The sequence below is a fragment of the Bacillus cereus group sp. MYBK95-2 genome (genome assembly GCF_051915225.1).
GTDB classification, from domain to species: Bacteria; Bacillota; Bacilli; order Bacillales; family Bacillaceae_G; genus Bacillus_A; species Bacillus_A cereus.
In genome coordinates this window covers 39,411-55,599 of the sequence record NZ_JBQAEH010000013.1, presented here as the reverse complement: position 1 = coordinate 55,599, position 16,189 = coordinate 39,411, and the positions used below count along the sequence as shown (strand labels likewise).

Sequence of the window (16,189 nt, the reverse complement as noted above, 5' to 3'; positions counted from 1 at the left end):
AGATATGCTCAAATATGTAAAACTAATAAGTATTAGTTTAGTAATATCGTCTTGTATTATGGGAATTAATTATTTAGTTAGCTATCTTTGGTCAGGGCATATACCTTCTTCGACGTGGAGAACATATTTGATGTTTGTGTTTATATTTATGATGAGTTTTGGTTCAATGCAAAAAGAAGGAAAAGAGGATTATTGACAATAGTCTTTTTCGCCTTTCTTTCATTAACACAAATGGTTGTAACTGTGCCACATGAAATGCTTTCTAAAACATATCAAACAATTAGTGAATTATTTCCTGCAACATATGCAGCGAATGGCTATTATACAATAATATTTGGAGGAGTTAGTTTAGAGAGAAATATTATTTCATTATTAGTTATTGTATTGGTTACACAATCAGTAGCAGTGATGACTTTAGCTATAAAAGGAATGGTAAAGGGAAGAAGAAGCTCTGTAGTTAAAGAAGTATAAAATAAAAAGGTATCCTCGGTGGGATACCTTTTTATTAGCACTTATTATTTTGTAACTTCTGTCCACTTGTAGTTAAACTCACCACCGAAGTCAGTTGTTACAAGTCCTTTAATGAAAGAGCGTTGTAAGTAAGAACGGCCTTGTTGGTATAAAGGAGCGACAGCGCCGTCTTGTAATAGAATTTTTTCAGCTTGCTTCATTGCTTCAAAGCGTGCTTTTTCATCGCCAGCTAAATCTGTTTTCACTTTATGAATTAGCTCATCGTACTCTTTGTTAGAGTATTTATCGAAGTTATAAGCACTATCTGTTGTAAATAAATCTAAGAATGTAATTGGATCAGCGAAGTCAGGGCCCCAGCCGTCAATACCAATTTCATAGTCACCACTTAATAGTAGTTTTAGCTGTTGTTTACGTGGTTGTGGTTTTAAATTCACTGTTAATCCATCTAGGTTCTTTTCTAATTCACCTTTTAAATATTCACCAGTCTTTTTAGCTAAAGCATTGTCACTTGTTAATAGTTCGATTGTTACTTTGTCAGTACCAAGTTCTTGTTTTGCTTTTTTCCAGTTTTCTTTAGCTGTTTTCACATCATCCTTGACTAGATTTCCATTTTCTTTACGGAAGTCATTGCCTTCTGGGCTCTTTGCAAATTTCGCAGGAACCATTCCTTCAGCTGGAACAGCGCCGTTATTTAAGATTGTTTCTACGTAAGCTTTTTTATTCATTGCGCCGTTAATAGCAAGGCGTGCATGTTGATTTTTTAATGTTTCATTTTTCTGATTTAATCGTAAGAATTGAATACCGACTTCAGCGCGTTCTTTGAAGTTTGGATCGCTCTTATATTTATCAACAAACTCTGCAGTTAAAGCAACACGATCAATTTGTCCTGAATCATATAAGTTCACTTCTGTAGACTTATCTTTAACGACATTGAAGTTGATTTCTTCTAATTTTACAGTTTTAGCATCCCAATAGTTAGGATTTTTCTTCAATTGGAAGCTTTGTTCATGTTTCCAGTTATCTAATGTGAAAGCACCGTTATAAATTAAATGATTTGTTTCTAAACCATATTTATCGCCTTGAGACTTTAAGTACTCTTCATTAATTGGTAAGAATGTTGAGAATGTAGTTAAGCTTAAGAAGTAGGGAACAGGACGGTCTAGTTGTACTTCTAACGTTTTATCATCAACAGCTTTGACCCCTAGTTGATCAATTGGCAATTGTTTTTGGTTTATTTGTTTCGCATTCTTTATATCGAAGAATAAGAATGCGTATTCAGCTGCTGTATCAGGATTTACGGCACGTTGCCAAGCGAAGGCAAAGTCCTTTGCTGTAACAGGAGTACCGTTTGACCATTTTGAATCACGGAGATGGAATGTATATTTTGTTTTATCGGGACTAATGTCAACCGACTCAGCGACACCAGGAACCGGTTTATTATCTTCTCCCATTGCATATAGCCCTTCAAAAACATTACGCATTACGTTCATGGATTCCCCATCCGTTGCTTTTGCAACATCCATTGTTGGAATTTCTGAAGCGAATGATAAGTTAATTGCCTGTTTATCAGGTGCTTTATCGTTTGCTTTCGCTCCGCTTGCATTATCTTTATTTCCCCCGCAAGCAGTTAGTAATAGACTTGCCCCTAAAACAGATGCAACAACAGGTACAACTTTTTTCTTCATTGTTCGTTCCTCCCTAAATGTGTTGTTCGTAACGTCATAATGTCCGTGTCTTGAAGTAGCTATAGAAGGAGATAAAACCTATTATAAATATTTGTTTATAGGTAATCAGGTGTTCTATATGTATATACATGTCGAACTATAATCTATCGTTATATGTTTCAACGTAGTAGACATTATATTTTGATGGTGAAATATTTTGTTTCTTTGATTATTTAGAATATTAACACTGAAAAGAACTATATGTCAATAATAAAAATAGATTGTTAATTTCTCAGAATAATATATTAAAAAAGCAGATTCTCATGTGTGAGAGAACCTATTTTTAATATATTTTGCTAAAAAAACAATTGGTGTGGGCTAATAATAAGTGGGGATGAAGAAACCCCCACTTATTAAAGTTTCACTTTATTTTTCAATTTTTGCCCACTTGAAGTTTAATTGACCTGCAAAGTCTACTTGCACAATTCCTTTCACATAAGAACGTTCTAAATAAGATTCGCCTTTTTGGTAAAGAGGAGCGATAACAGAGTCTTTAAATAATATTTTCTCGGATGCTAGTAATGCTTCCCAGCGAGCTTTTTCATCACCAGCTAAAGTTGTTTTCACTTTTGCTATTGTTTCATCGAATTCCTTATTAGAGTAATGATCTAAGTTATAAGGGTTATTCGTTGTAAATAGCTCAAGGAATGTAATTGGATCCGCAAAGTCAGGGCTCCAGCCATCAATTCCGATTTCGTAGTCACCTTTTAATAAAAGCGAAACTTGTTGCTTACGCGGCTGAGGTTTTATATTTACTGTTAATCCATCTAGATTCTTTTCTAGTTGTCCTTTTAAGAATTCACCAGTTTTCTTATCAAGGTCAGCATCACTCGTTAATAATTCTAATGTTATCTTTTCAGAACCAAGCTCTTGTTTAGCTTTTTTCCATAACTCTTGTGCAGATTTTGTATCAACTTTTGTTAAATCGCCGTTTGCAGTACGGAAGTCTTTTCCTTCAGGTCCTTTTGCAAAGTTTTTTGGAACGAGACCAAATGTTGGTGTAGAGCCATCATTTAATAACGTATTTACAAAGGATTTTCTATCAATTGTTTGATCAATTGCTTGGCGTGCAGAAACGTTTTGAAGTACTTTGTTTTGTTGATTCATACGTAAAAATTGTACGCCTACGTTTGGACGTTCTTTAAAGTTAGCATCCTTTTTATATTTATCGACGAAGTCAGATGTTAGTTTTATACGATCTAATTGTTTTGACTCGAATAAATTTACTTCTGTTGATTTTTCTTTTACGACATTAAAATTGATTTCTTCTAGTTTGACAGTATCTTTATCCCAATAGGTAGGGTTCTTCTTAAATTTAAAGCTTTGTTCGTGCTTCCAATCGCTTAGTGTAAAAGCTCCATTGTACAAAATTGTATTATCTTCTAAAGCGTACTTATCACCTTGTACTTTAAAGAATTCCTCATTAATTGGTAGAAATGTTGGGAACGCTGTTAAGCTAATAAAATAAGGAACAGGACGCTCTAATTCTACCTCAAACGTATGGTCATCAACTGCTTTTACACCAAGTTGGTCGGCTGGAAGTTCTTTGTTGTTAATTTTTGTTGCGTTTTTAATATCAAAGAATAAAAATGCATATTCAGAGGCTGTTGCTGGATCTACGGCACGTTGCCAAGCGAACACAAAATCTTTAGCTGTAACAGGAGTGCCATTTGACCATTTTGAATCTCGCAAATGGAATGTGTATTTCGTTTTATCGCCACTTACTTCATGAGATTTTGCAACACCAGGAACAGGTTTGTTACCTTCACCAAGATTATACAAACCTTCAAATACGTTTCTCATTACTTGACCAGAATCAGTATCTGTAGCACGAGCCGTATCCATTGTTCGTATTTCAGTAGGTGAAGATAAGTTTAAAACCTGTTTACTAGGTGCCTCGTCTTTTGCATTTGCTCCGCTTGCTTCGTTTTTATAACTACCGCAACCAGTTAATAAAATACTTACTCCTACAACTGATGCAATACCGGGTACAAACTTCTTTTTCATTTGATTTTCCTCCTAAATAATTAAGTTTGGATGATGATGAGGGAAATGAAAAATAAAAAATCCCTCTTTTCATATTGAGAAAGAGGGATTTTTACGTACAAGTTATGCACCCGTATATAAACGAAGTCCCTCATTCTATCTTTCAAGCATAAAGCTTGCAGGAAGTGGCACAGTATTCAAAATGAACCTGTTGCCGAGGTTTCAAAGGGCCAGTCCCTCCACCTCTCTTGATACAATGAGTAAACGAATAAATTTTATTAATTTTTTTGTTTCTTTGATAATTCAAAATCTTACACCTTGAATAATAAAGTGTCAACTAAATGAAATATAGTTTAAATTTTCAGTTTTCTTAAATGAAAAAACCACTGCATATGGCAGTGGTTTTTCTACTAGAAGTTAAAGTTATCTGGATCTGGACCAACGCGACGATCTTCATTTAAAGCTTGAATTGCTTTCATATCATCAGCACTTAATTCAAAGTCGAAGATGTTTGCATTTTCAATAATGCGATGTTCTTTAATTGATTTGGGAATTGTTACAACTTCGTTTTGTAAATCCCAACGTAAAATAATTTGCGCAGTTGATTTATTATATTTTGTCGCAATTTCTTGTAACGTTGGATTATCTAGTAGTTGTCCTTGCATTAATGGTGACCAAGCTTCAAGCTGGATATTATGTTCTTTACAGAATGCATGTAACTCTTCTTGTGCTAAACGTGGGTGGTATTCCACTTGGTTGACCATTGGCTTAATTTCAGCAATTTCAAATACGTCTTGTAAGTGGTGAATGTGGAAATTACTCACACCGATAGCGCGAACACGGCCATCTTTATAAAGTGTTTCTAATGCTTTCCATGATTCAGTATATTTCCCTTTTACAGGCCAATGTACTAAATATAAATCTAAATATTCTAGACCTAATTTCTCTAATGTAGTTTCAAATGCTTGAAGCGTTGTTTCATATCCTTGATCGCTATTCCATACTTTTGAGGTAATAAATAATTCTTCACGTGAAACACCGGATTCACGAATCGCTTGCCCAACGCCTTCTTCATTTTGATAGATTGCTGCAGTATCGATGCTGCGGTAGCCATTTTTAATTGCTGCTTTTACAGAATCAATTACTTCTGAACCATCTTCTACTTTAAAAACACCTAAACCAAACCAAGGCATTTTTACACCGTTATGTAATGTTGTATAGTCTTTTAAACTTGTTAAGATCATATTATTTCCCCCTAGCTTTTTTGTTTGTTGCTTCTACTGCTTTTTGAATTGCCTCTGAAAAATTATATTCGTATAAAGTTTTGAGACCCTCAGCTGTGGAACCACCTGGCGTTGTTACTTGTTCGCGAAGGTTAGCTGGATTTTGCGTTTGTTCAAGCATAGAAGCAGAGCCAGAAATCATTTGAATGACAAGATGTTTTGCGGTTTCTTCATCAACTCCATAACTTTTTGTTGCTTCAATTAAGCTTTCAGCAAAGTAATAAAGGAAGGCTGGTGCACTTCCAGTAACTGCAGTAAGCTGATGAACTTCTTCCTCAGTACAAAGTTGCGAAGTACCAATACCTTTTAAAAGTAGTTGCAGGGTTTCTTGATGTATCTCGTTTACTGATTGTCCCATTGTATATAAGGAGATAGACTTTCCAATTTCAGCAGCTGTATTAGGCATAATCCAAGCAACAGGCGTGCCTTTTGGGAGTCTAGCTTCTAAATAAGATGGTCCAATGCCAGCTGCTACTGTTACGACTAGTTGATTTGATATTAACGGAGATAGCTCAGCTAATAACTCTTCATGAGCCGAAGGTGGCATTGCTAAAACAACCGTATCAACAGATGTAACATGCTGTTTCCAATCTGTTGTAGTAGACACATTATATCGATGTTGTAACTGTTTTAGCTTTTCTATGTTGCTTCGGTTAGAGACGATAATTTCTTCGATGTACTCTTTGCTTGTTTTAAGTAATCCGGAAAATATAGCTTCTGCCATACGACCGGCACCAATAAATAAAATTCGATGTTTAGTTAGCATATCCTTTATTCCTTTCTAGTAGAGATATGTTATAAAAACGATATCATCTTTAAGAGAATTTTGTAAAAAGAAAAGACTTACCGTAGATGGAATGGATAATGAGAAGGAGGAGATTCATGGTAAAGGAAAGGGCTATTCCTTATACTGGTGATAGGGAATTTATTACACATCTGGGGAGAGATAAATATGGTTAGAAGTCCACTTTTTTTACTTGTTTCTAGTATTATTTGTGTATTAGTTGGATTGTATATTCAATCGAGTTATATTGAAATTTTCGCATCAATTATGGGGATCATTAATGTTTGGTTATTAGCGAGAGAAAAAGTATCCAACTTTTTATTTGGCATGATTACTGTTGCGGTATTTCTATACATTTTTATTACACAAGGTTTATATACAATGGCAGTATTAGCCGCTTTTCAATTTATATTTAATGTATATGGTTGGTATTATTGGATTGCACGAAGTGGGGAGGGAGAGGTAAAAGCAACAGTTCGTTTAGATTTGAAAGGATGGACTTTTTATATAAGTTTTATTTTAGTTGCTTGGATTGGTTGGGGTTATTATCAAGTCCGTTATTTAGAGTCAACAAGTCCATATTTAGACGCTTTAAATGCCGTATTGGGACTAGTGGCTCAATTTATGTTAAGTCGAAAAATATTAGAAAACTGGCATTTATGGATTTTATATAACATAGTTAGCATTGCAATTTATATTTCTACTGGTTTATACGTCATGCTAATATTAGCTATTATTAATCTCTTTATATGTGTAGCTGGTTTGCTAGAGTGGAAGAGCAATTATAAGGGGCAAGAACATACAAATAATTATATCTAGAAAATAATTAGAATTAAAAAACCCCTGAAGTACATATGCTTCAGGGGTTTACTAATAGAATATAAGATTATGCTTTTGTCATACCAAGTAATACAGCGCCGCCGATAATTAAAACACTACCTAGTGCAATAAAGATCAATTGACGTTTTGTTTTCTTTTCACCTAAGAATACAATCGCACCGAATGTTGAGATAACGATTCCAGTTTGAGATAATGGGAAGCTTGTTGCTACTCCAACACGTGGTAATGAAAGAAGTAAGAATAAGTTTCCAGTTCCCCATAGTAAACCAGACAAAGCATTACGGATTGCATATTTGTTAAATGGTTTATGTTTAGACGTCAGTACAACCGCACCAACAAACATACCAACTGCTTGTGGTAAAATAGCAGACCAACCATCGATATTATACCAACGAATAATAATTACATATACAAGATAGCCGAAAGTAGAAACAATTAAAGTAAGAAGTCCTTTTTTCAATTGTCCAGGTGGCTGAGCATTTTCTTTATCATCTAATGATGTGAATACAACACCAACTACGATTAATAGGATTGCAATCGTTCCCAGAATGATCGTTGTAGTAGTAGTCCACTCACGGAAAGCGATAACCCCAAAGATAGAAGTTGCAACAAGTTGCATACCAGTAGAAATCGTTACAGTAGTTGAAACACCTAGTTTTTCAACTGTTTTTAATTGGTTTACTTGTCCTAAAGCCCAGAATAAACCTGAAATAAAACCAACAATTAAGATTGTCATTGTTAAAGCTGGTTGAGTAAATACATACATAATTGTTGCGAAGAATAGAGCACCGATTGTCATACCTACCGTTTGGCTATATGCACCACCGCCCATTTTTACGCTTACTAATAAGATGTTTCCCCATGCAATTGCAGGAAGAAGCGCTAATAAAATGTCCATTACAAGACTCCCTTCGGTTTGCTATACCAATATAGTTACATATCGTTCTAACGATCGGTAATGCCCCACTAATAGAGTAGAAGATTACCGATCGCTAAAACAGGATGAAGAATTCACGATATAAATGCGTTTTCATTTCTTCATTTTTTGAAACACCTCCATATAATAACAGGAAATTGCCTATTTTAGAAAGTGAATTCAAATAAAATGTATATTTTAATAAGAGGTAAAATTCAGTTATTTACAGGTGGTATATTTTATTTCCTAAGAAATAAAGAAGCAGCTTCGAAAAAAGCTGCTTTAAGAGTTAGTAATTCTTTTATTAATAAGTTGAATACATAGTAGAAATACGAGTGACATAACGATAGTAATAACTACAAGTGTCCATGCGAGTTGCATATTACTTGCATCAATAGCCATGTAAATTGCAGTTGGGATTGTCTGTGTTTTACCAGGAATGTTCCCGGCAAACATAAGTGTAGCACCAAATTCACCGAGCGCGCGGACAAAGCTCAAAATCATCCCGCTTAGTAAGGCAGGAAATGCGAGCGGAAGTGTAACGTGCAGAAAAACTTGATATTCACTTGCGCCAAGGTCACGAGCACTTTCTTCAATTTGTACATTTGCGATAGAAAATCCCGTTTTCGCTGATTGGTACATAAGCGGAAATGCAACAACTGTAGAAGCAATGATCGCAGCAGTAGATGTGAACATAATAGACTGCTGAAATAATGATTCAACCCACTTTCCGATCGGGCTGTTGTTTCCAAAGATGATAATGAGAAAGAAGCCGATAACAGTTGGTGGAAGTACCATTGGTAATAAAAATATGGTTTCTAATAGTACTTTATATCGCCATGAGGAGCGAGCTAGTGCTCGCCCGACAATTGTCCCTAAAATTGTAACGAGAATAGTGGCGCATGCAGCTACTCTTAAAGATAGAAAGACAGGCGATAAAATAGCATCAATGCTCATAGTAATTACGACAGGACTGTAAATCCATATTTTTTAAAGATAGATTGTGCATCTTTTGACTGCAAATACTCATAAAATGAAGTCGCCTCTTTCTTATGTTTAGATTCCTTTATAACACCTAAAGGATAGTGGATTGGCTCATGAGAAGTAGCTGCTGCTGTCTCACCAATCTTTACTTTATCCGAAATGAGAGCATCTGTTTTGTATACGATACCAGCATCGACATTCCCTGTTTCTACATATGTTAACACTTGGCGAACATCTTTTGTAAATACGACTTTATTTTGAACATCATTCCAAAGGTTTTCGTGTGTTAGAGAAGCCTTTGCATATTTGCCAGCAGGTACAGATTCAGGTGTACCAAGTGCAATTTTTTTTATTTTTTCATCTTTTAAATCTTGAATTTTTGTAAGAGAACTATCTTTTGGGACGACTAGAACGAGTTCGTTTCCAAGGAGATTTTTCCTCTCTTTTTCATTAATGAATCCTTTTTTTACAAGGGTTTGGAATTTATCTTCTGCTGCTGAGAAGAATAAATCAGCAGGTGCACCTTGTTCAATTTGTTGTTGAAGTGCTCCAGAAGCACCGAAGTTAAAAGAAAGTTTGATATTTGGCTCTTTTTCTTTATATTGTTTTTCGATTTCTTTTAATGCATCTTGTAAGCTTGCAGCAGCTGAGATAGTCAGTTCAACTGTTTTATCCTCTTTAGCAGCTGACTTTGTATGCTTTTCCCCACTTGTACAAGCAGCGCTAAATATAAGAAGGAAAGAAAGTATAAGTGCCCCGATGGAACGTAATATAAATTTATTCATAAAAAAATCCCCTTTCATTTTGACACATCTAATTATAACTAAATATAACTAAATATAACTAGTTATAATTGAATATAATTTGAACATATGTCTATTTTTAAAAAATAGGAGAAATATTCTTTTCTTTGTTACAATGAAAGGAGAAAGTGAGGAATCGTCTATGGATCATCATTCCTACACAACGGAAGAAGTAGCAAAGCGATTAAAAGTATCAAAATTAACTGTATACGACTTAATTAAAAAAGGAGAACTTCCTTCTTATAGAGTTGGTAGACAGATGCGCATTGATGCAGCAGATTTAGATCAATATATAAAGCAAATGAAAACAGGGAAAGTACAAGTTAATCCTGTGAAAAACGATGGTAGTAGTATCTTGAACACGTGTATTATTAGTGGTCAAGAACTAACGTTAGATATGTTAGCTAAACGTATAGAAAATCGTTTGCCAAGTTCTAATGTTTTAAGAGCGTATCAAGGTAGCTTAACGAGTTTAGTGAAAATGTATCAAGGAGAAGGAAGTATCGTTAGTTTGCATTTGTTTGATGGTGAAACGGGTACATATAATATTCCTTACGTAAAACGTATTTTAGTAGGACAGCCATGTCTTATGATTAATTTATTGTCCAGAAATGTAGGGTTTTATGTTCAAAAAGGAAATCCGAAGAAAATAAAGACATGGGCTGACATATCCGGGTCCACTATAAAGTTTGTGAATCGAGAAAAGGGTTCTGGTATTAGAGTGTTAGTGGATGAACAATTACGAATCCGAAAATTAAATAAAGCTGATATTAGTGGATATGAATGGGAAGAATCGAATCATCTTGGTGTTGCCACGCAAGTTGCAAATGGAAAAGCTGATGTAGGAGTAGGTTCAGAAAAGTTTTCGCAAATTGTAAATGTGGACTTTATTCCAATCATGAAAGAACAGTATGATTTAGTAATTTTGAAGAATAAAGAAAATGAAGAGCTGATTGAAGTTGTGAAAGACATTCTGCAATCGGAAGAATTTCATAATGAATTAAATGCGATTGGCGGATATGATATTACGAAAACAGGTCAAATTGTATATGAAATAAAGTGAAACTTTAATCAGTGTGGGGGTTCTTCATCCCCCACTGATTATTAGTTGAACCAATCGGACTTTTATGGGCAGCCCGACCCCCACCTAACTTCTTTGCTTTCGCTGAATTTTGAGGAGGGGGTCTTACTGCCCATTAAAGCGGGACAAACTAAAAAGCTGCTTGTCTATAAGACGAGCAGCTTTTTCTATATATAAAGGGGTTTGGGGAAACAAAGTGTTAAATAAGACCTTGAGCAAGTGTATAAATGAAAGCCGTAAGAAGAGTAGCTCCACTTGCAAGTCCGATAAAGTCTGATTTGTTGAAAGTAATGTTGTTCATTATAATCTCTCCTTATTTGTTTAATGTAGTTGCAACAGCTTTTGCATCGACAAGTGCGGATAGCACCATGCCCATTGTATTTAAAAATTTATTTGATTTCATATTGTTCATCATGCGTATCCGCTCCTTTTCGAATAGTTGTTGCCCTGCTTATGTCTTAATTATAGGGAATATGGATACTTCCAACTATCGAATTAGCTTACGAAAGACTTACACTTTTGTAAGAAAAAAAGACATTCATGTAAGAATGTCTTTCACAGCATATTGATATGATGATGGTCTTCAATTGTTTTTAAAAAACTACGCATTGAATTCGTCATATAGCTATCTTTACGGCGTATGAAAACCGTTGAAATACTGCCGTATTTTTCAGGGATTGCATGACAATGTACCTTACCTGCTTTAGAAAGATGATGGACAGCAGACTGTGGTACGAGTGTAATTCCGAGACCGAGTGCAACACTGTTTAATATTGTCTCTAATATATTGAATTCCATAATTCTTTTTGGTAGCAAACCTTCGTCTTTAAGCCAACGTTCTAGTTTGGAGCGGTATCCACATCCTTGGTTAAAAACGAGTAGAGGCGTTGTTGTAAATTCTTCTATATGAAAGGCTTTATTTTGTGTTATAAGCATTAATTTCTCTGTACTAACATCGTATTGTTCGATTAGTGGATGTTTAATAGGACCTGATATAAAGGCGCCATCTAATTGATGATCAAGTACTTCTCTAATTAATTCTTCTGTTAGACCCGCTTGTAATGATAAATCGACATTCGGATAGCTTTTATAGTAAGAAGATAAAATGGTAGGCAGTGTACTTACTGTTTCGACTGTACCGATTTTTAATATACCAGAAGGTGTTTCGCTATCTAAAAATACTTGTTTTAGTTCGTCGACATCTTGCAAAATTTTACTAACATAAACGAGCATTTTTCTTCCTTCAGCTGTTAAAGTCATTCCTCGTTTATGGCGGTAAAAGAGTGGGGTTTTTAATTCGTTTTCTAGTTGTTTAATACGTGCAGTTACATTTGATTGTACATAATTTAATTCCTTTGCTGCGCTACTTACACTACCCTGATCGGCAACGCTTTTAAAGATTTGTAAGTCTCTTAATTCCATTTTGTAATCCCCCTTGATGTTAACTATCATTATAAATGATAGTTAACATCATTTTGAATCATTTTACGTGATATATTTTTTCTTTTACAATTCTCTTTGTGCAAATAGAAAGAAACGGGGGATTGCGGTGAGAAGAGGTCAAATGATAATAGGGGCTTTGGCGTGTTTAATTGCGAGTATGTCATGGGGAGCGATGTTTCCAGTTGCTGATCATGCGCTAGAATACATAGATCCATTTTATTTTTCGCTTATTCGCTATGGAGCAGTGGCGATAATGCTGATTGTATTGTTGTTAGTGAAAGAAGGAAAACAGGCATTTTGTTTAGAGGGAAGAGGAAAGTTACTCGTCTTTTTTGGAACGATGGCATTTACAGTATATAATGTCCTCATATTTTTAGGGCAAATGTTAATGGGTAAGTCGGGTGTAATGGTAGCTTCCATTATGGAAGCACTTATGCCGATGATTTCTATTTGTATTTTATGGGGATATAAGCATATAAAACCGAAGAAGTATATGATAACGAGTATGGTTATTGCTTTTGTAGGAGCTGTGTTTGTTATTACAAAAGGTGACATGAGTTTCTTTGTAACATTGAAAGATAATATGTTCCCATTAGCATTTATATTTATTGGTGTTGTAGGGTGGGTTATTTATACGATGGGTGGTCAAACTTGTAGTGATTGGTCAACGTTACGTTATTCTACGTTGACGTGTGTATTCGGTACGACTGTTACAGGAATTATAACGGTAATTATTACGTCGCTTGGATATATTTCAGTTCCGAGTATGGGAACGATTTCTATTGTGAAATATGATTTGTTATTCATGATGACATTGCCAGGTATTGTAGCGCTACTTGCTTGGAACTATGGTGTGAAAATTTTATCATCCATTAATGGGATTTTATTTATTAATTTTGTACCAATTACGACTTTAGCTATTATGATGATGCAAGGGTATCAAATCACAATGTTTGATATTATAGGGACTGTACTTGTTATTGCAGCGCTTATTCGCAATAACGTTTGTCAGAGAAAAGAAGAAAATATAAATAAGAGAGTTTTACAAGAAGAACAATTACGTCAAGCTGTTTAATAGGCAAATGGAGGATTTCACATGTTAGAAAGTTTATTGTTTTTCTTCGCCGTCGGAGTTGCCTGTGAGCTTGCAGCAATTAATCGAAATGGTCGTAAAAAGATAAAACAACAAGCTGAGCTAATACAGCTTTTAAAAGAATTGAAAGAAAGAAAAAATTAAAAAGACGACCGGGCATAGACGGTCGTCTTTTTCTATATAAAGGGGAAAGGGGACACAAAGTTATACAAGCGTAGCAGCGTAAATGAAAGCAGTAAGAAGAAGAGAGCCGCTAGCTAATCCTAAAAAATCTAATTTGTTAAAAGTAATGTTATTCATAATACATTCTCCTTACTTGTTTAATGCAGAAGCAACAGCTTTTGCATCGAAAAGAGCCGATAATACCATGCCCATTGTATTTAAGAAATTGTTCGTTTTCATTTTGTTCATCATATTGATCCACTCCTTTTCGAATAATTGTTGCCCTGTTTCTGACTTAATTGTATGAAATATAGTAAGAAGTAACTATCGAATTAGCTTACAAGAAAATTACACTTTTGTAAGAATTGAAATTTAACAATTCATCCTTAATTTTATTACCAACTCCTAAAACTTAGTGTTATAATTGTTATAAGAATATGATTATACTTCGGATGTTTAGAAAGGAACGAAATAAATGTATAAACCAATTACATTTTTGTTGAAATATATATTTAAAACAGCTGGGAAAGTAGAAGTACAAGGAAGAGAAAAGCTACCAGAAGGTGGACCCTATGTTGTTGCATGTACACATACAAGTTTTATGGATGTATTAATGTTAGCTACAGGGATGTATCCAACTCAAATTCATTACATGGCCAAAAAAGAATTATTTGAAGGGAAATTCAAAAATTGGTTCTTTAAAAATGTAAATGCATTCCCTGTAGATCGTGCGAATCCAGGACCAAGTACACTTAAAATTCCATCACGTTTATTAAAAGAAGGAAAGGTAGTAGGGATTTTTCCGAGTGGAACAAGATCAGCGGAAGATGTTTCATTAAAAGCGGGTGCTGTGACAATTGCGATGCGTTCCAATGTTCCGTTAGTACCAGCAGCTTATGTTGGTCCATCAAGTGTAAAAGAATTAATAAAGGGGAAAAAGGCACAATTGATTTTTGGAGATCCAATTCAAATTGAGGCTGGAGAACAAATAGATCGAAAAACCGCTATGAAAATGATGACAGATCAATTAAATGAGAAGTTTGAGGAGTTAAAAGAAGCTTTGCAATCAAATCAAAAATAAGAAAAGACGACCGGGCATAGACGGTCGTCTTTTCTATTACTATTTATAATAAAGGGGAAAGGGGACACAAAGTTATACAAGCGTAGCGGCGTAAATAAAAGCAGTAAGAAGAATCGAGCCACTAGCTAGTCCTAAAAAATCTAATTTGTTAAAAGTGATGTTATTCATAATACATTCTCCTTACTTGTTTAATGTAGAAGCAACAGCTTTTGCGTCGATAAGAGCGAAAAATACCATGCCCATTGTATGTAAGAAATTGTTCGTTTTCATTTTGTTCATCATATTAATCCGCTCCTTTTCGAATAGTTGTTACCTTGTTTCTGACTTAATTGTATGAAATGTTGCGGAAAGTCACTATCGAATTAGCTTACAGAAAAATTACACTTTTGTAAGAGAAACGAATGAAGGTGTAATGATAAGAAGATTTGACATATGTTCATGAGATTCATTAAGTTAAAGGTAGAGGTGAGTGTATGGCTAATATTAAAGATATTGCAAAGATGGCGGGAGTTTCAGTTACGACTGTTTCGAGAGTGTTGAATGATCACCCATATGTAAGTGAAGAAAAAAGAAAAGCGGTTATAGAGATAGTTGAGAAATTGAATTACTCGCAAAACGCAAATGCTGTTCATTTATCAAAAGGAAAAACGAATATTGTTGGTGTGATTTTACCGTATATTAATCATCCGTGTTTTGATGCGATGGTGAGCGGAATGATGGAGACTGCGTTAGCGCATAATTACAGGGTGCTACTTTGCCAAACGAATTATAATAAAAAAGAAGAAATGAAAAGTTTACATATGTTAAAAACAAAACAATTGGATGGTCTTATTATTTGTTCACGTGCAAATGATTGGGAAACGATAGAACCGTATGCTTCTTACGGCGCAATAATTGCTTGTGAAGACAATGATATTTCAAACATCTCAAGTGTATATACGAATCATTCAGCGGCCTTTCAATTAGGAATGGATTATTTGATTGAGAAAGGTTATAAAAAAATTGGTTATTGTACGGGAAGAAAATTAGGGCCGAGTAGTCAAAAGCGTTTTGATGTTTATAAACAGCAATTGCAATCTATAGACGAAGAGGTTAATGAAGAATGGATTTTTACAGAATGTTTTACACTAGAAGATGGTGTAAAAGTGGCTCATAAGTTAAAAGAGATGCAGGATCTTCCTGAAGCATTAATAGTAGCAGGTGATGAAGTTGCGATTGGGGTTATGACAGAGGTTGAAAAATTAGGGATTCAAGTTCCTGAGGATTTAGCGATTATTGGCTTTGATAATCAACCTATCTCGCAAGTGTTACAATTGACAACTATTGATCAAAATTTAAAGGAGATAGGGAAAACTGCTTTTGAAATGTTGCATAGAAAAGTGAATGACGAGAGTTCTGAACAAGAAAAGCTGGAAATTCCATACGAACTTGTGGAACGCTCTACAGTTTAATCGTAATCCGTTATGTGTATAATCGCATAACGGATTATTTTTTTGAAATATCTTTGACAGGAAACGCGTTTCATACTTTATAAAGGA

The 16,189-nt window shown here is 34.7% G+C and carries 19 protein-coding genes and 1 riboswitch; of the genes, 8 read left to right on the top strand and 11 right to left on the bottom strand.

Features of this window, described 5'->3' with window-relative positions; all coding sequences use genetic code 11:
- The first annotated feature begins 4 nt into the window (after positions 1–4).
- Together ACTFN4_RS27595 and ACTFN4_RS27590 are read left to right on the top strand one after the other, a co-directional pair.
- Positions 5–196: a hypothetical protein gene (locus ACTFN4_RS27595; protein ID WP_439963101.1), complete on the top strand. Its 192-nt coding sequence runs from the start codon at positions 5–7 to the stop codon at positions 194–196.
- Positions 193–471, top strand: a complete 279-nt coding sequence (locus ACTFN4_RS27590) for a hypothetical protein (RefSeq protein WP_000156944.1) — start codon at positions 193–195, stop codon at positions 469–471. The genes ACTFN4_RS27595 and ACTFN4_RS27590 overlap by 4 nt, the downstream gene beginning before the upstream one ends.
- 44 nt (positions 472–515) lie before the next feature.
- Here ACTFN4_RS27590 and ACTFN4_RS27585 read toward each other — a convergent pair whose 3' ends face one another.
- From ACTFN4_RS27585 to proC, 4 genes are all read right to left on the bottom strand, one after another.
- The gene (locus ACTFN4_RS27585) at positions 516–2,156 is read right to left on the bottom strand and encodes a peptide ABC transporter substrate-binding protein (RefSeq protein WP_000731086.1); all 1,641 of its coding nucleotides are present in this window, start codon (positions 2,154–2,156) and stop codon (positions 516–518) included.
- A gap of 405 nt (positions 2,157–2,561) precedes the next feature.
- The gene (locus ACTFN4_RS27580) at positions 2,562–4,202 is read right to left on the bottom strand and encodes a peptide ABC transporter substrate-binding protein (protein ID WP_000726482.1); all 1,641 of its coding nucleotides are present in this window, start codon (positions 4,200–4,202) and stop codon (positions 2,562–2,564) included.
- A 132-nt stretch (positions 4,203–4,334) separates the two neighbouring features.
- Positions 4,335–4,439, bottom strand: a riboswitch (SAM riboswitch).
- Between the two features lie 152 nt (positions 4,440–4,591).
- Positions 4,592–5,425: an aldo/keto reductase gene (locus ACTFN4_RS27575; protein ID WP_000604203.1), complete on the bottom strand. Its 834-nt coding sequence runs from the start codon at positions 5,423–5,425 to the stop codon at positions 4,592–4,594.
- Between the two features lies 1 nt (position 5,426).
- On the bottom strand, positions 5,427–6,230 hold the full coding sequence (gene proC / locus ACTFN4_RS27570; RefSeq protein ID WP_000956253.1) for a pyrroline-5-carboxylate reductase: 804 nt from the start codon (positions 6,228–6,230) through the stop codon (positions 5,427–5,429).
- Positions 6,231–6,416: 186 nt separating this feature from the next.
- Between proC and pnuC the strand changes: the two genes are divergently transcribed.
- Positions 6,417–7,067 (top strand): nicotinamide riboside transporter PnuC, encoded by a 651-nt coding sequence (gene pnuC, locus ACTFN4_RS27565; RefSeq protein WP_439963099.1) that lies wholly within the window; start codon positions 6,417–6,419, stop codon positions 7,065–7,067.
- A gap of 67 nt (positions 7,068–7,134) precedes the next feature.
- Here the strand turns inward: pnuC and ACTFN4_RS27560 are convergent, their stop codons facing one another.
- The 3 genes from ACTFN4_RS27560 to modA all read right to left on the bottom strand — a co-directional run bounded on the left by ACTFN4_RS27560 (position 7,135) and on the right by modA (position 9,773).
- Complete coding sequence (locus ACTFN4_RS27560; RefSeq protein ID WP_000353544.1) at positions 7,135–7,986, bottom strand: GRP family sugar transporter; 852 nt, start codon at positions 7,984–7,986, stop codon at positions 7,135–7,137.
- 300 nt (positions 7,987–8,286) lie between these two features.
- Positions 8,287–8,961, bottom strand: coding sequence for a molybdate ABC transporter permease subunit (gene modB / locus ACTFN4_RS27555; protein ID WP_000020527.1), 675 nt, complete (start codon positions 8,959–8,961; stop codon positions 8,287–8,289).
- Positions 8,962–8,966: 5 nt separating this feature from the next.
- Entirely contained in the window at positions 8,967–9,773 is an 807-nt protein-coding gene (gene modA, locus ACTFN4_RS27550) for a molybdate ABC transporter substrate-binding protein (protein WP_439963098.1), read from the bottom strand.
- A 160-nt stretch (positions 9,774–9,933) separates the two neighbouring features.
- Here modA and ACTFN4_RS27545 point away from each other — a divergent pair, with 160 nt between their 5' ends.
- Entirely contained in the window at positions 9,934–10,854 is a 921-nt protein-coding gene (locus tag ACTFN4_RS27545; RefSeq protein WP_002180310.1) for a substrate-binding domain-containing protein, read from the top strand.
- 217 nt (positions 10,855–11,071) lie between these two features.
- On the opposite strand, the gene ACTFN4_RS27540 is transcribed toward ACTFN4_RS27545, so the two are convergent.
- Together ACTFN4_RS27540 and ACTFN4_RS27535 are read right to left on the bottom strand one after the other, a co-directional pair.
- Positions 11,072–11,173: a DUF3948 family protein gene (locus ACTFN4_RS27540; RefSeq protein ID WP_001060017.1), complete on the bottom strand. Its 102-nt coding sequence runs from the start codon at positions 11,171–11,173 to the stop codon at positions 11,072–11,074.
- Positions 11,174–11,427: 254 nt separating this feature from the next.
- Positions 11,428–12,294, bottom strand: a complete 867-nt coding sequence (locus ACTFN4_RS27535) for a LysR family transcriptional regulator (protein ID WP_000423031.1) — start codon at positions 12,292–12,294, stop codon at positions 11,428–11,430.
- Positions 12,295–12,421: 127 nt separating this feature from the next.
- Between ACTFN4_RS27535 and ACTFN4_RS27530 the strand changes: the two genes are divergently transcribed.
- Positions 12,422–13,390, top strand: a complete 969-nt coding sequence (locus ACTFN4_RS27530) for a DMT family transporter (protein ID WP_002182372.1) — start codon at positions 12,422–12,424, stop codon at positions 13,388–13,390.
- Between the two features lie 21 nt (positions 13,391–13,411).
- Positions 13,412–13,552, top strand: coding sequence for a YrzO family protein (locus tag ACTFN4_RS27525; protein WP_000894065.1), 141 nt, complete (start codon positions 13,412–13,414; stop codon positions 13,550–13,552).
- 60 nt (positions 13,553–13,612) lie between these two features.
- On the opposite strand, the gene ACTFN4_RS27520 is transcribed toward ACTFN4_RS27525, so the two are convergent.
- Positions 13,613–13,708, bottom strand: coding sequence for a DUF3948 family protein (locus ACTFN4_RS27520; RefSeq protein ID WP_001060007.1), 96 nt, complete (start codon positions 13,706–13,708; stop codon positions 13,613–13,615).
- 337 nt (positions 13,709–14,045) lie between these two features.
- Here ACTFN4_RS27520 and ACTFN4_RS27515 point away from each other — a divergent pair, with 337 nt between their 5' ends.
- Positions 14,046–14,651, top strand: coding sequence for a lysophospholipid acyltransferase family protein (locus ACTFN4_RS27515; protein WP_000277778.1), 606 nt, complete (start codon positions 14,046–14,048; stop codon positions 14,649–14,651).
- A 72-nt stretch (positions 14,652–14,723) separates the two neighbouring features.
- On the opposite strand, the gene ACTFN4_RS27510 is transcribed toward ACTFN4_RS27515, so the two are convergent.
- Positions 14,724–14,819: a DUF3948 family protein gene (locus ACTFN4_RS27510; protein ID WP_001059999.1), complete on the bottom strand. Its 96-nt coding sequence runs from the start codon at positions 14,817–14,819 to the stop codon at positions 14,724–14,726.
- 305 nt (positions 14,820–15,124) lie between these two features.
- Between ACTFN4_RS27510 and ACTFN4_RS27505 the strand changes: the two genes are divergently transcribed.
- Positions 15,125–16,102, top strand: a complete 978-nt coding sequence (locus tag ACTFN4_RS27505) for a LacI family DNA-binding transcriptional regulator (protein ID WP_001273903.1) — start codon at positions 15,125–15,127, stop codon at positions 16,100–16,102.
- Positions 16,103–16,189: the final 87 nt, after the last annotated feature.